The 13,610-nt window shown below is 73.9% G+C and carries 10 protein-coding genes; 4 read left to right on the plus strand and 6 right to left on the minus strand.

What is annotated here, in order from left to right:
* The first annotated feature begins 104 nt into the window (after positions 1-104).
* Complete coding sequence (locus ACL06G_RS10250) at positions 105-1,157, plus strand: FHA domain-containing protein (RefSeq protein ID WP_412785866.1); 1,053 nt, start codon at positions 105-107, stop codon at positions 1,155-1,157.
* A 48-nt stretch (positions 1,158-1,205) separates the two neighbouring features.
* Here ACL06G_RS10250 and ACL06G_RS10255 read toward each other — a convergent pair whose 3' ends face one another.
* On the minus strand, positions 1,206-2,693 hold the full coding sequence (locus tag ACL06G_RS10255; RefSeq protein ID WP_412785865.1) for a helix-turn-helix domain-containing protein: 1,488 nt from the start codon (positions 2,691-2,693) through the stop codon (positions 1,206-1,208).
* A 169-nt stretch (positions 2,694-2,862) separates the two neighbouring features.
* Here ACL06G_RS10255 and ACL06G_RS10260 point away from each other — a divergent pair, with 169 nt between their 5' ends.
* The 3 genes from ACL06G_RS10260 to ACL06G_RS10270 are packed head-to-tail and all read left to right on the plus strand — an operon-like array spanning position 2,863 to position 6,552.
* Positions 2,863-4,386, plus strand: a complete 1,524-nt coding sequence (locus ACL06G_RS10260; protein WP_412785864.1) for a sodium:solute symporter family protein — start codon at positions 2,863-2,865, stop codon at positions 4,384-4,386.
* Between the two features lie 59 nt (positions 4,387-4,445).
* Complete coding sequence (locus ACL06G_RS10265; protein ID WP_412785863.1) at positions 4,446-6,107, plus strand: thiamine pyrophosphate-binding protein; 1,662 nt, start codon at positions 4,446-4,448, stop codon at positions 6,105-6,107.
* 40 nt (positions 6,108-6,147) lie between these two features.
* Complete coding sequence (locus tag ACL06G_RS10270; RefSeq protein ID WP_412785862.1) at positions 6,148-6,552, plus strand: globin; 405 nt, start codon at positions 6,148-6,150, stop codon at positions 6,550-6,552.
* Between the two features lie 12 nt (positions 6,553-6,564).
* Here the strand turns inward: ACL06G_RS10270 and ACL06G_RS10275 are convergent, their stop codons facing one another.
* From ACL06G_RS10275 to ACL06G_RS10295, 5 genes are all read right to left on the minus strand, one after another.
* Positions 6,565-7,242, minus strand: coding sequence for a DUF8010 domain-containing protein (locus tag ACL06G_RS10275; RefSeq protein ID WP_412785861.1), 678 nt, complete (start codon positions 7,240-7,242; stop codon positions 6,565-6,567).
* Positions 7,205-7,639 carry an acyl-CoA thioesterase gene (locus tag ACL06G_RS10280; RefSeq protein WP_412785860.1) on the minus strand — a complete coding sequence of 145 codons (435 nt, stop codon included), beginning with the start codon at positions 7,637-7,639 and terminating at the stop codon, positions 7,205-7,207. The genes ACL06G_RS10275 and ACL06G_RS10280 overlap by 38 nt, the downstream gene beginning before the upstream one ends.
* Positions 7,640-7,668: 29 nt before the next feature.
* The gene (gene ettA / locus ACL06G_RS10285; RefSeq protein WP_412785859.1) at positions 7,669-9,333 is read right to left on the minus strand and encodes an energy-dependent translational throttle protein EttA; all 1,665 of its coding nucleotides are present in this window, start codon (positions 9,331-9,333) and stop codon (positions 7,669-7,671) included.
* 198 nt (positions 9,334-9,531) lie between these two features.
* A complete protein-coding gene (locus tag ACL06G_RS10290) occupies positions 9,532-10,935 on the minus strand; it encodes a Cys-Gln thioester bond-forming surface protein (protein ID WP_412785858.1) in 1,404 nt (467 codons plus the stop codon).
* A 276-nt stretch (positions 10,936-11,211) separates the two neighbouring features.
* Complete coding sequence (locus ACL06G_RS10295) at positions 11,212-13,608, minus strand: GTPase (RefSeq protein WP_412835754.1); 2,397 nt, start codon at positions 13,606-13,608, stop codon at positions 11,212-11,214.
* Between the last annotated feature and the right edge of the window lie 2 nt (positions 13,609-13,610).

Here is a 13,610-nt window from a genome sequence, read left to right on the forward strand (position 1 = left end):
CCACGAGAACGAGGGTCGTCCGGGTCACGCCCCGGGACCCTCGGTGCACGGCCCGCGAGGGCCCGTACCGACAGAGCCGCAGTGATGATGGGGGAGGCACGACCATGCCGACTTGCCCGAACGGCCACCAGTCGGCGGCCGACGACTGGTGCGAGGTGTGCGGTCACCGCATGCCCGGCCCGTCCGGCCCGCCCGGGGCCGGTGTCCCGGGACCTCCCGGTCCGGGTGCGCCGCCCGCTCCCCCGCAACCGGCGCCGGGCCACGTGCCGCAGCAGGGAGGTTACGGCTACCCGCAACCTCCCCACCACGGCGGGCCGGCGCACGGACAGCACGGCGGCCACCCGCAACAGGGCCCGCCGCAGGCTCCGCCGGCCCAGCCGCCGGGCGGATACGGCTACCCGCAGGCTCCTCAGCAGCAACCGCCGCAGCAGCACGGCCCCGGCGGGGGTTACGGCTACCCGCAGGCTCCCCCGCCGGACCCGTGGGGCGGCCACGGCGGCGCCCCACCGGCGCAGGGTCCCGGATACCCGGCGCAGGGCGGCTACGGCTACCCGCCGCACGGCGCGCCCGCGGAGGCAGCCCACGCCCCGCCGGCCCCGCCGCCGCACCAGGCCCCGCAGCAGCCGCCACCACCGGCCCCGCACGACACGGGCCGGCAGTCGCCGCCCAGCGGCGACTGGACACTTCCTCCTCCGGGCGGTGCGGGCGGACCGGGGCCGCAGCAGGGAGGCGGTCAGGGGCCGCCGCAGTCGGGTTCCTGGACGGCGGTCGTCGCCCCGGACCGCGAGTACTTCGCGGCGATGATGCAGCGCAGCGGCCCGGAGGCGTCGGCGCTGAACCTGCCGGCGTACTCGGCCGAGCACGAACTGCCGCTCACCGGGCAGCAGGTGTCGATCGGGCGCCGCCGCAACTCCACGGGCGAGTCCCCCGACATCGACCTGGGCCGGGCTCCGGAGGACCCCGGGGTGTCCCACCAGCACGCCCTTCTCGTGGCGCAGCCGGACGGCAGTTGGTCGGTGGTCGACCAGAACTCCACGAACGGCACGACGGTGAACGGCGGCGAGGACCCGATCCAGCCCTTCGTGCCGGTGCCGCTCCGTGACGGCGACCAGGTCCACGTCGGCGCCTGGACGACGATCACCCTCCACTTCGGCTGACACCCGGCGGAGCCCGGCCGTGCCGGCCGGGCTCCGCCGGGCCCCGCCTCACAGCCACCGGAGCGCGAGCCACAGCTCGGCCCGTTCGTCGGCGTCACCGAGGTCCGCGTCGAGCAGGCGTCCGATCCGAGCGACGCGCTGCCGGACCGTGTTGCGGTGCACGCCGAGAGCCACCGCACTCCGGTCCCAACTGCCGTGCACCGACAGCCACATCCGCAGCGTCTCGACAAGTTCGGGCCGCTCATGGAGCGGCCGCAGCCGCGCACGGGCCACCGGTCGCGCCTCGTCCGGGACGAGCAGCGAGGAGACGTCACGCCCCTCGACGGGGCGCTGCCGAACCAGCGGCCGATGCTCCGCCCGGGCACGCCGCAGAGCCCGTGCCGCCTCCCGGCCCGCCCGTTCCAGAGCGTCCGGCGGCGCCGGTGAGGACGCCCCGAGAGTCCACCCCGGCGGGGCCTCGGCGGGGCCGTCCCCGGGAACGAGCGCCCGCAGCAGGTCGCCGTCCAGGTCGAGCAGATCGGTGTCCAGGTCCGCCGCGAGCGCGGCGAGCGCCAGCGGGCCGCTGTCCTCGGCGGGGCCGCGGCGCCTTCCGTGGACCACGGTCCACCGCTCGGCCCCGGGGCGCAACAGGGACACGGCCTCGTCGGGACACGCCCCGAGCAGCAGACGCACCAGCGCGGCCGGGAGCCGTCCCCCGCTGCCGGTCCCGCCGCGCCGGCTCGTGAGCAGCGACAGCAGCACGACGGCGACCCGGGCGACCGCGTCGTCGTTGCCGTCGTGGTGGGGCGCGCACACGCCCAGCGCCAACCGCTCGTCACCACCGCCGGTCAGGGCGAAGGCGCTCAGGCGCCAGGCCCGCGAGGTTCCCGCCGCCGAGGACGGCGAGGCGCTCAACCGCCGTGCGAGACCCACCAGATCCTCACGCACCGGAGCCGGGGGCACGGTGCCTGCCGTCGCCAGGTCCCGGCCGTACCCGTCGAGGACGACCGCCCAGCCGTCGGTCTGCTCCGCCAACTGCGCCAGCACCGCCGGCACCGGGTGCGCCCTGGTCGCCGCGTTGCTGAGTGCCTGCTGCGCAGCGCTCAGCCTGCGGAGCTCCCGGTGGCGCCGATCGGCGAGCAACTGCCACATCACCCGGGCCACGGCCGTGAACTGGGTCCTGCCGGGCACCCTCAGCAGCGGGAGTTCCCTCCGGTCGCAGGCGGCGGAGAGGGCGGGCGGCACCGCATCGTAGAGGGGGTCGATGCCGAACCCGAGCGCGGCGGCACCGGCCTGCACCGTGCGGGCGACGTAACCGTCCCAATGGGCCTCGGCGTCCCGTCCGCCCCCGGCGGTCGCGGTCGCGTGCACGCCGGCGGTGAGCAGCAGTTCGCCGCCGAGGAGGTAGGGCACAGGATCGGCCATCTCGCTGGTGTGGACGGCGTGGACCCGGATCCCGGTGGACCGCGGGCCGGCGACCTGCCCCAGCCCGAGGCTCCGGTCGGCCAGCAGCGCGCCGAGCGGCACCGAAGGGGTGGGCGGCGGCGGGTCGTTCACGAGGGCTCCCGGAGCGGCGAGAAGAACGGTGCGGTGCGCACACGGCGCGGGCCGCGGGTGGAGGAAACGTACACTTCTCAGCCGTTCGGCGGATACCTAGGTTGTGACGCGGCCTTCCTCCCACGCGACGTGTCCCCACCGTCGCTCTCCCCCGGACCGAGGAGCGTTCATGACCGTCGACTACGCAGTGATCGTGATGTATCTGGCGGGCATGGTCGGTGTCGGCTGGTGGGGCATGCGCAAAGCACGGTCCACCAGCGACTACCTGGTCGCCGGGCGGCGCCTCGGGCCGGCCCTGTACTCGGGCACGATGGCCGCGATCGTGCTGGGAGGCGCCTCCACCATCGGCGGGGTGGGCCTGGGGTACCGGTACGGCCTGTCGGGCGCCTGGCTGGTCGTGACGATCGGTGTCGGCCTGCTGGTGCTCAGCATCGTCTTCTCCGCCCGTATCTCGCGGCTGCGCGTCTACACGGTCGGCCGGATGCTGGAACTGCGGTACGGAGGTCCGTCCGCCCTGGTGTCCGGCATCGTGATGTGGGCGTACACCCTGATGCTCGCCGCCACGTCGACCATCGCCTACGCCACCATCTTCGACGTCGTCCTCGGACTCGACCGGGTGCCGGCGATCCTCCTCGGCGGCACCATCGTGGTCTGCTACTCGGCGCTCGGCGGCATGTGGTCCATCACCCTCACCGACATGGTGCAGTTCGTGGTGCAGACGCTCGGCGTGCTGATCCTGCTGCTGCCGCTCGCGGTGTACCGCGCCGGCGGGTGGGACGGGATGCGGGCGGAACTGCCCGACGACTACTTCTCCCCCATGAACATCGGCACGCAGACGGTCATCACCTACGTGCTCGTCTACTCGTTCGGCATGCTGATCGGCCAGGACATCTGGCAGCGGGTCTTCACCGCCCGCAGCGACCGGGTCGCGCGGAACGGCGGGACCGTGGCCGGCACGTACTGTCTGGCCTACGCCCTGGCCGGAGCCGTGATCGGCACGGCCGCGAAGGTGCTGTACCCGAACCTCGCCCGCGCGGACAACGCCTTCGCGGTCATCGCCGGGGACGCCCTGCCCGTGGGCGTCACGGGACTGGTCCTGGCGGCGGCCCTGTCCGCGGTGATGTCGACGTCCTCCGGGGCACTGATCGCGTGCGCGACGGTCGCGCGGAACGACATCTGGGTCCGGCTGCGGCGCCGGGGAGGCCGCTGCGCGGCGGACGGAGCGGCACGCGAGGGCGACGAGGTCCGCGACAACCGGACGTTCGTGGTCCTCATGGGCGTGGCGGTCATCGCGATCTCCGTCGCCATCGACGACGTGGTGGCGGCCCTGACCGTCGCCTACAACCTCCTCGTCGGCGGCCTGCTGGTTCCGATCCTCGGCGGACTGGTCTGGAAGCGCGGCACGGCCGCCGGAGCGTTCACCGCCGTCGGCGCGGGCGGGATCACCGTCGTCGTCACCATGATCGCCAAGGGCATGCTCGCGACCGAACCCATCTACTACGGGCTGATCGCCGCGCTCGTCGCCTACGTGGCGGTGAGTCTTGCCGGCCGGCCCACAGACCCGGAACGCCTGGAGCAGTGGCGCGAGCGTCTCGCGGGCCGCGGTGACGAGGCGGAGCCCTCGGGTGCCGAGGGAACGGCGGGGAGTTCCGCATCCGCCCGGCAGGACACCGACCCCGCACACTCCGCGTAGCCTCCGCACCGACCGTCCGGCCACCGCCTCCGCCCGCACCACGAAGGACACCCCAGCCCATGCCTCTCCCGCTGCGCACCGGCGGCGATCTGGTCACCGAATCCCTCGCCGCACTCGGCGCGAGCACCGTTTTCGGCCTTCCCGGACAGCATGCCCTCGGCGCCTTCGACGCCGTGCGCCGCTCCTCGCTCGACCTGGTGGGGATGCGGGTGGAGAACAACGCGGCCTTCGCCGCGGACGCGTACGCCCGCGTGACCGGCAGCGTCGCTCCACTGCTGCTCTCCACGGGGCCCGGGGCGCTGCTGGCTTCCGCCGCGCTCCAGGAGTCCGCGGCGGCGTCGGCACCCGTACTCGCGATCGGCAGCCAGATCCCCGTCGCGGGACTGGGCGGCGCGCGCCGAGGCTTCCTGCACGAGCTGCAGGACCAGGCCGGGACGCTGCGCGGGGTCGTGAAGACGGCACGCACCGTGCGAGCGGCGTCCCAGATCCCCTCCGCCCTGGCCGCGGCGTGGGCGGAGGCACTCGAACCGCCCTCCGGCCCGGTGTGGGTGGAGATTCCGCAGGACCTGCTGAGCGCGCCGACAGCGGTGCCACCGGTCCGCGACCTGGCCGCGGACACCCGCCCGCTGCCGCCACGCCGGGAGCTGGTGTCGGCGGCCGCCGGCGCACTGGGCGCGGCCGCGCGACCGGCGATCCTGGCCGGCGGCGGCGTGGTGCGTGCCGGGGCGCAGGCCGAACTGCTGCGGCTGGCCGAACTCCTGGACGCCCCGGTGGCCTGCACCTTCGGCGGAAAAGGAGTCTTCCCCTGGGACCATCCGCTGTCGCTGCAGTCCTGGCTGGAGGACCAGCACACCACCGAACTCCTGGAGGACGCCGACGTTCTGCTCGTCGTGGGGTCCGGGCTGGGCGAACTGTCCTCGAACTACCACACGTTCACCCCCCGCGGGACACTCGTCCAGATCGAGGCCGACCTCGGCAAGCTCGAGGCGAACCACGCCGCGCTCGGACTGCACGCCGACGCCCGCGCCGCACTGGGCGCACTCGCCGACGAGACCGCGCCCCGCCCGGCCGGGGACGGCGCGGCACGTGCGCGCAGGCTCCTGGCTCTGGTCCGCGAGCGGCTCGACAGCCAGGACCTCGCCGCGGAACGCGCACTCCTCGCCGACATCCGTGAGGCCGTGCCGGACGACGCCGCGACCTTCTGGGACATGACGATCCTGGGGTACTGGGCGTGGTCGGCCTTCGATCCGCGCTCGGGACCGATGCACTCGGCCCAGGGCGCGGGCGGTCTGGGGTACGGCTTCCCCGCCGCGCTCGGTGCGGCGGCGGCCGGTCCGGCCCGCAGTCCGGTGCTCGCGGTGTCGGGGGACGGCGGGGCGATGTACTCGATCGCCGAACTCGCCACGGCACGGCAGCACGACCTGCCGGTCACCTGGCTCGTCGTGGACGACGGCGGGTACGGCATCCTCCGCGCGTACATGACGGACGCGTTCGGCGCCCCGGCGGCCACGGACCTGACCGGCCCCGACTTCGTCGCTCTGGCGGAATCCTTCGGCGTCCCGGCCATCCGCACCGCCCCCGAACGGCTGCGCGACGACCTGGCGGCGGCCATGTCCGCACCGGGGCCCGCCGTGGTCGTGCTGCCCGCGGCACCGAGGATGTTCGCCCCCACGCACCGGACCGCGCCCGCCCCGGCACCGTCCGCGGACCGCGCGCCGTAGCACCGGCGTGATCGCCGGGAGGATCTGCGACCATGGGGGCGTGATGGAGATTCCGCGCGGCAGCCTGCAGACCGAGACGTTCTACGAGCAGGTCGGCGGCGAGGACACCTTCCGGCGGCTCGTCCGCCGCTTCTACCAGGGTGTCGCCGAGGACCCGCTGCTCAGGCCGATGTACCCGGAGGAGGACCTCGGACCGGCCGAGGAACGCCTGACCCTGTTCCTCATGCAGTACTGGGGCGGCCCCCGCACCTACAGCGACAACCGCGGCCACCCGCGGCTGCGGATGCGGCACGCCCCGTTCACGGTGGACCGCGCCGCGCACGACGCGTGGCTGCGGCACATGAGGGACGCCGTGGACAGCCTCGAGCTGGAACCGGAGCACGAACGCCAGCTGTGGCACTACCTCGTCTACGCCGCAGGGTCCATGATCAACACTGCGGACTAGTGCTGCGACCGGTCAGACCGGGGTGACGCTGAGGCCCGCACCGGGCCGGGGCACCGCACCCCTGCTGCGGGCGATCACCGAACCGCGGGGCGTGCCCAGCCGCAGCCACGGGCCTGCGTCGAAGAGCGCGGGCGTGCCCTCCCCGTGCAGGAACCCGAGGGCGTGGGCGGCGTGCACCGCCCGCAGCGGCAGTGCCGTTCCGTGCAGCCGCCGGTCCCAGATCTCCTCGGCCAGGGCGTCCAGGCGGGCACGGGTACGCTCCTCGGGCGGCAGGGCCTCCGTGCGGCTGCGGAATTCGGCGACGACCTGCGCCGCTCCCTGGCGCACCCCGGAGGCGGAGAGGTCGGCGACCCGGCTCCATCCGCTGCGCGGCGGCAGCAGGCCGGCCCAGGACGGCCCGGTGACCTCGCCGGGGAGGCCGACCGACTCGCTCTCCTCGTCGATGCCCTCCAACAGCTCGCCCGCGGAGACGGTGAGGTCCGCCGCCGCGGAATCGAGGAGCCGCGCTGTCAGGACGGCGAACACCTCGAAGCGGGCCGGGCGGGCGAACACACCCAGCACTCCCCCGCCCGCCTGGAGCCGAACGGCTGCGCCCTTCTCCCAGCGCAGCAGCCGCCCCAGGAAGGCGGCCACGGCGGCCGCCTCCCCGGGGTCAGCGAAGACCAGGCGTCGCTGCGCCGGCGCTGTCATCGAAGTACTCCTCCAGGAAGGACTTCTCCTCGGCGGAGAGCCGGCGCGGCCGCTCCCGCTCGAGGTCGTAGGGAACCACCACTGTGCCGGCCCGGACGTAGACGGTGTCCCCGTCCTTGATCTCGTAGCAGAGGGTCGCCGCCGCCGCACCGACCTTGGCGACCCACGTCTCGATCGTCACGGGCTCGTGCCGGTGGACGAGCGGCCGCAGGTAGTCGATCTCGTGCCGGGCCACGACCGAACCGCCGGTGAAGGCACCGGAGTCCGCCTGCCGCGCCAGCCGGAACATGAAGTCGATCCGGGCCTCCTCCAGGTAGCGCAGGAAGACCACGTTGTTGACGTGCCCGAAAGCGTCCATGTCCGACCAGCGCAGGGTGCACGCGAAGGTGTGGCGCACGGCGATCCCGCTCCTCGTCCTCGCTCCGCTCAGCCTCGGGTGAGCTTCTTGTACGTCGCCCGGTGCGGACGGGCCGCGTCCGGGCCCAGCCGATCGACCTTGTTCTTCTCGTACGACTCGAAGTTCCCCTCGAACCAGAACCACTTGCTCTCGCCCTCGTAGGCGAGGATGTGGGTGGCGATGCGGTCCAGGAACCAGCGGTCGTGGGAGACGACGACGGCGCAGCCGGGGAAGTCCAGCAGCGCGTTCTCCAGCGAGGAGAGCGTCTCCACGTCGAGGTCGTTGGTGGGCTCGTCCAGGAGCAGCAGGTTGCCGCCCTGCTTCAGGGTGAGGGCCAGGTTGAGGCGGTTGCGCTCGCCGCCGGACAGCACGCCCGCCGACTTCTGCTGGTCGGGCCCCTTGAAGCCGAACGCCGAGACGTAGGCGCGGGACGGCATCTCGACCTGGCCGACGTTGATGTAGTCGAGCTCGTCGGAGACGACCGCCCACAGCGTCTTCTTGGGGTCGATGTTGGCCCGGGTCTGGTCGACGTAGGAGATCTTGACCGTGTCGCCGACCTTGATGGCACCGGAGTCCGGCTCCTCGAGGCCCTGGATCATCTTGAACAGCGTCGTCTTGCCGGCGCCGTTGGGGCCGATCACGCCGACGATGCCGTTCCGCGGCAGCGAGAAGGAGAGGTCGTCGATGAGGACCTTGTCCCCGAAGGCCTTGCTGAGGTTCTCGACCTCCACGACGACGTTGCCCAGGCGCGGGCCCGGCGGGATCTGGATCTCCTCGAAGTCCAGCTTCCGGGTCTTCTCGGCCTCGGCGGCCATCTCCTCGTAGCGGGTCAGACGCGCCTTCGACTTGGCCTGCCGGCCCTTGGCGTTGGAACGGACCCAGTCCAGTTCGTCCTTGAGGCGCTTGGCGCGCTTGGCGTCCTTCTGGCCCTCGACCTTCAGACGGGCGCGCTTCTTCTCCAGGTAGGTGGAGTAGTTGCCCTCGTAGGGGTGGGCGCGGCCGCGGTCGAGCTCGAGGATCCACTCGGCGACGTTGTCCAGGAAGTACCGGTCGTGGGTGATGGCCACGACGGTGCCCTCGTACTTGGCCAGGTGCTGCTCCAGCCACTGCACGGACTCGGCATCCAGGTGGTTGGTGGGCTCGTCGAGCAGCAGCAGGTCGGGCTGCTCGAGCAGCAGCTTGCAGAGCGCGACGCGGCGCTTCTCACCGCCCGAGAGGTTGGTGACGGCCCAGTCGCCGGGCGGGCAGCCCAGGGCGTCCATGGCCTGCTCCAGCTGGGCGTCCAGATCCCACGCGTTGGCGTGGTCGAGCTCCTCCTGGAGCTTGCCCATCTCCTCCATGAGCGCGTCGCTGTAGTCGGTCGCCATCTGCTCGGCGATCTCGTTGAAGCGGTCGAGCTTCTGCTTGGTCTCGCCGACGCCGTCCTGCACGTTCTCCAGGACCGTTCGGGACTCGTCGAGCGGGGGCTCCTGGAGGAGGATGCCGACGCTGTAGCCGGGCGAGATGAAGGCGTCGCCGTTGGAGGGCTGCTCGAGGCCGGCCATGATCTTCAGCACGGTGGACTTGCCGGCGCCGTTGGGGCCCACGACACCGATCTTCGCGCCGGGCAGGAAGTTCAGGGTGACGTCGTCGAGGATCACCTTGTCGCCGTGCGCCTTGCGCGCCTTGCGCATGGTGTAGATGAACTCAGCCAAGAGAAACCGTCCGCCAGTGGAGTCGTGCGGCTCGTGCCGCGGGGGTCTGGGCGCGCGGCGGAAGACACCGCGCGCGAGGCATACGCGTCCCATCCTGCCGCATGAGAGGGCGTACACCGAAACGGGGCGGCCCGCAGGGGGCCGCCCCGTCGCCGGCCGGTCGCACGGGGTGACCGGCGCAGCCTGTGCCGCGGACCGTCAGTCCTCGTCCGGGGAACCGGTGGCGCCGCGCCTGCGGACGATCAGCATGGCACCGGCTCCGGCCGCCACCAGGGCGACGGCGACGCCGACGATCAGCGGGGTGTTGCTGCTGCTCCCGGTCTCCGCGAGGTCGGCGCCGTCGGCGACCGAGGCCGGCTGGTCGGCGGGGGTCACGGCGCCCGTCTGCGTCGTGGTGCCCTCGTCACCGGCCGTGGTCGCCGTGCGGCAGTCGAGCACGCCGGAGAAGGTCCGCTCGAAACCGCCGGGGCCGGTGACGGTGATCTCGTAGGTCCGGTCCTCCTCGACCGGGACCGTGACGGTCCGGGTGTCGCCGGCGGCGATCTCCTGCTCCTCGCCGGCCAGCGTGAAGGCGAACGCCTCGTCGCCCGGGTTGGTGACGGTGACGTCCACGCCCCCGGCGGTGCAGTTCTTCTCGGCCGTCACGGCGGGAACGGCACCGCGCTCCGCCCAGTGGGCGGTCGCCGTCGCGGTCACGGTCGAGTCGCTGGAGCCGGCCAGGATCTGCGTCTGGCTGGTGACCTCGTCGCTGACGAAGGCCCTCCCGACCGGCACGTTGGTGCTGGCCTGCACGGTGACGCGGGCCTCGCCGGGCTCGGCCCCGTCCGGAACCTCGAAGTACAGCTCGCTGCCGTCGGCAGCCGTGGTCAGCGGCTTGCCGTCGACGTCGACGACTTTCACGTCGCCCGCGGTCACACCGGTCGGTGCCCCGACGGCGACGGTCCCGGCGTTGGTGTCCACCGTCACCGGGCCCAGACGTTCCCCGGCCCTGCCGGAGACGGCGGCCGGGCCCAGCTCGAGCGACGCCCGGGGTTCGGCCACGTTCCGGGCCTCGGCCTCCAGGTGGTCCGCGAGCTTCTCGGCAGCCGGGTCGGCGGCGGTGACGTCCGCCTTGTCGGAGAAGCGCCAGATGGCCACCTGGGTGCCGGCGGCTGCCGTGGCCTCCGTCAACTCGGTGTGGAGCTCGGCCTCCAACGCGTCGACGTCGACCTGCGGGTAGGAGTTCTGCAGGATCCAGAGGATCTTCCCCGCGTCGCGGTTCCCGTCGAGGGAGGACTGGTTCCAACCCACCTCCTTGTAGCCGGCGCTGTCCACGGTGGGGTTGGCGATGTCGATGCAGTACGTCTTGAGGGTGCCGCCGCCCTCGACGGTCATCCGGAACAGGCCGGCGCCGACCGTTCGCTGCTCGCCGTCCTCCTCGACGAGCAGCGCGTTGCCGTAGGTGTCGAGGCCGTCGAGGACGGCCGACGCGCCACCCGGATGGCTCGGGGCGTCGTCCGCCGCGGCGGTCCCCGCGCCGGACAGCACCCCCGCCGCGAGCAGGCCCGGGGCCAAAACCGCGGCAGCAAGACGGGAGACGGCCCGTCCACGAACAGATGTCATGCTCTTCCCCTCCGGGCAGGACAGGCGAAAGGTCGAGGAGTTGACGCCGTCCCGCCGAACACAGTCTCCGAACCCCCGTGCGTACCCCAGGGATCGTAGGTAGACAGGCGAACCGCCTTCCCCTCGATCCTCTCCGTCCACGCGTTCCGAATCGGAATCGTTATCGAGGGAATCCGACGGAAGGGGATGTAGGCCGCGCACCGAACTCCCTTGGTAGAGGCCTCGGTTGAGCGATGAACACCGTCGCGTGCCGTCGCGGGCACCCTTCACGGGCCGTCAGCAGGGCCCGCCCTCGCCGGCCGCCACCACGTACTGCTCGCGCACCTCCCGGTAGCGCAGGAGTTCCGCCGCCACCGGTTCCAGCACCCGGGTGCGCCCGCAGCCCGCCGAGAGGCGGCGCAGGCGGCGCTCCTCCTCCTGCCCGTACGCCCGTGCGGGCCCGCGGGCCGCGGCCCGGCACCCCGCCGCGACCGCGGGAGCGCCGAGGGTGCTGCCGAGCACCAGCAGCGCCGGCAGCCACAGGCCGCCCCGGTGGACTCCCGCGACGGCGCCCGCCAGCAGGAGCATGCCGACGATCTGGAGCGAGAGGAACAGTCCCTGGACGAGGGCCGCCGCCGTCCACCAGGGCGGCCGCGTGATCCTCGGTCGCAGCGGGTGCCGCCCACTCCCGCGCACGGCACCGGAGCCGCCGGGCCCCGAAGCCGCTGCGAGCGGCGCCTCGGCAGCGGCCTCGGCGAGCACGACCTCCAGTTCCTCCGGCAGGCCGTCGGCTCCTCTCCACGCCGCGTCGCGGACGGTCTTCCGCCACGCGGCGGGCAACCCGGCCGCCGCTCGTTCCGCCACCTGCCGCACCGCATGCGCGACGACCGGGCGTGCCACCCGCACCTCGGACGCCGCGGCCCCGCCCGGTTCCGCCCCGGACTCCGCGGCACCCGCGCTCGAGGAGGCCCCCGGGGCAGCGGCGGTCCGGGACCTGCGTTCGTCGTTCCGGCGCACGAGCTGGGACCACGGAGTGCCGCAGGAACGCTCCGCGTGGCGCAGCCAGGCGCGCTCCGCCGCCTGCCCCGCCGCACAGGCACCGACGGCCGTGGCGAGCAGGTCCTCGAACTCCTCCCGGTCCGCGTCCGTCAGGCCCACCGGTGCCGGAAGTTCCGGGTCGGCGTACACCCGCCGCAGCCGCTCGGCGGCGCCGTCCAGATCCGCCGTCAGGCGCAGTGCGGGCGCCTGCTGCGACGCGGTGAACGCACCCAGTTCCTGGCGGAGTTCGGTCATGCCGTCGCCGGTGAGCGCCGAGGTGGCGAGTACCCGCGCGCCGGGTTCGCCGTGGTCGCCCAGCGCCATGCCGTCCTCGTCGAGCAGACGGCGCAGGTCGTGCAGTACCGCCTCTGCCGCGTCCCCGGAGAGCCGGTCGACCTGGTTGAGGACGACGAAGCTCACCTCGGCGTATCCGGCGAAGGGACGCAGGTAGCGCTCGTGGAGGGCCGCGTCCGCGTACTTCTCCGGGTCCACCACCCACACCACCGCGTCGACCAGCCCCAGCAGCCGGTCGACGTAGGCGCGGTGGTCGGGGGCGACGGAGTCGTGGTCCGGCAGATCGATGAGCACGAGCCCGTGCAGAGCGGCGTCCCGCACGCGCCGCCGCATCGTGGGAGCCACGCCGAGACGGTCCAGCAGACCGTCGGCGCCGCCCTCGCGCTCCGCCTCCCAGGTGCAGGCCACGGGCTGCGAGGTCGTGGGGCGGCGGAGCCCCGTCTCGCTCAGTTCCCGCCCAGCCAGGGCGTTGAACAGGGAGGACTTGCCGCTCCCCGTCGCGCCGGCGAGCGCGACCGTCGTGTAGGCGGCGGAGAGCTGTGCCCGGGCCCCTGCCTCGTCGAGGACGCGGCCCGCCTCCGCGAGCACCTTGCCGTCGAGGCGCGTGCGGGAGAGGCCGATCAGTTCGCGCAGCGCGGCGAGCCGGTGACGGAGCGGACCGCCGACCGGTCCGGCACCGAGCCCGTCGGGAGCGGGAAGGCCGCCCGCCCCCGGGGGCCGCTGAGCACGGGGCCGCGGAGCAGTGGGCGGGGCAGGGCGGTCGTCTGCGTCGACGCTGCGTGCACGGGCCGTGCCGGAGGGCTCCGGGGCCCCCGAACGCTGCGGGTCGGCGGTCTGCGGGGACGCACCGGTCCGGTCCGGTCGAGGAGTCCGCGGCAGCGGTGCGGGCGTGCCGGCCTCCCCCGCTCCGGGAGACGCATCGCCGGAGGCGGGCGGCGCCTGCGCACCCTCGGCGGGACCGGCCGGCGACCGGGGGGCTCGCCGGGCGATCAGCCCGTCGTCCCAGCGGTGCCCGGCAGGGTCCGGAGGCGGAGCGGGCTCGCCGTGCACCGGCGGCTCCGGCGGTCCTTCCGGCAGCGGCGGGACGGACGGCGTGCCGGCCTCGGACGGCATCCGGTTCGTGGGCGGCGCCATCGCTGTCCCCGTCTCCGGTTCGTCCGCCGCGGGTGCGGCCTCGGGGCGGAAGACCTGCGCGGGTGCCGGATCCCGGCCCCCGTCGGCCGCCGGCCAGGCGGGCTCCGCCGCCGAACGGCGGTCGTAAGGCCACGACGCCGCGTCCGCGGCTTCCCCGGGGCCGGCGCTCCGCGGTTCCGGACCGGCGGTCCGGCCGCCTGCGCCGTCCGGCGCGCTGCCATCCGTCACTG

This window comes from Streptomyces callyspongiae (assembly GCF_047200695.1).
Taxonomy (GTDB): domain Bacteria; phylum Actinomycetota; class Actinomycetes; order Streptomycetales; family Streptomycetaceae; genus Streptomyces.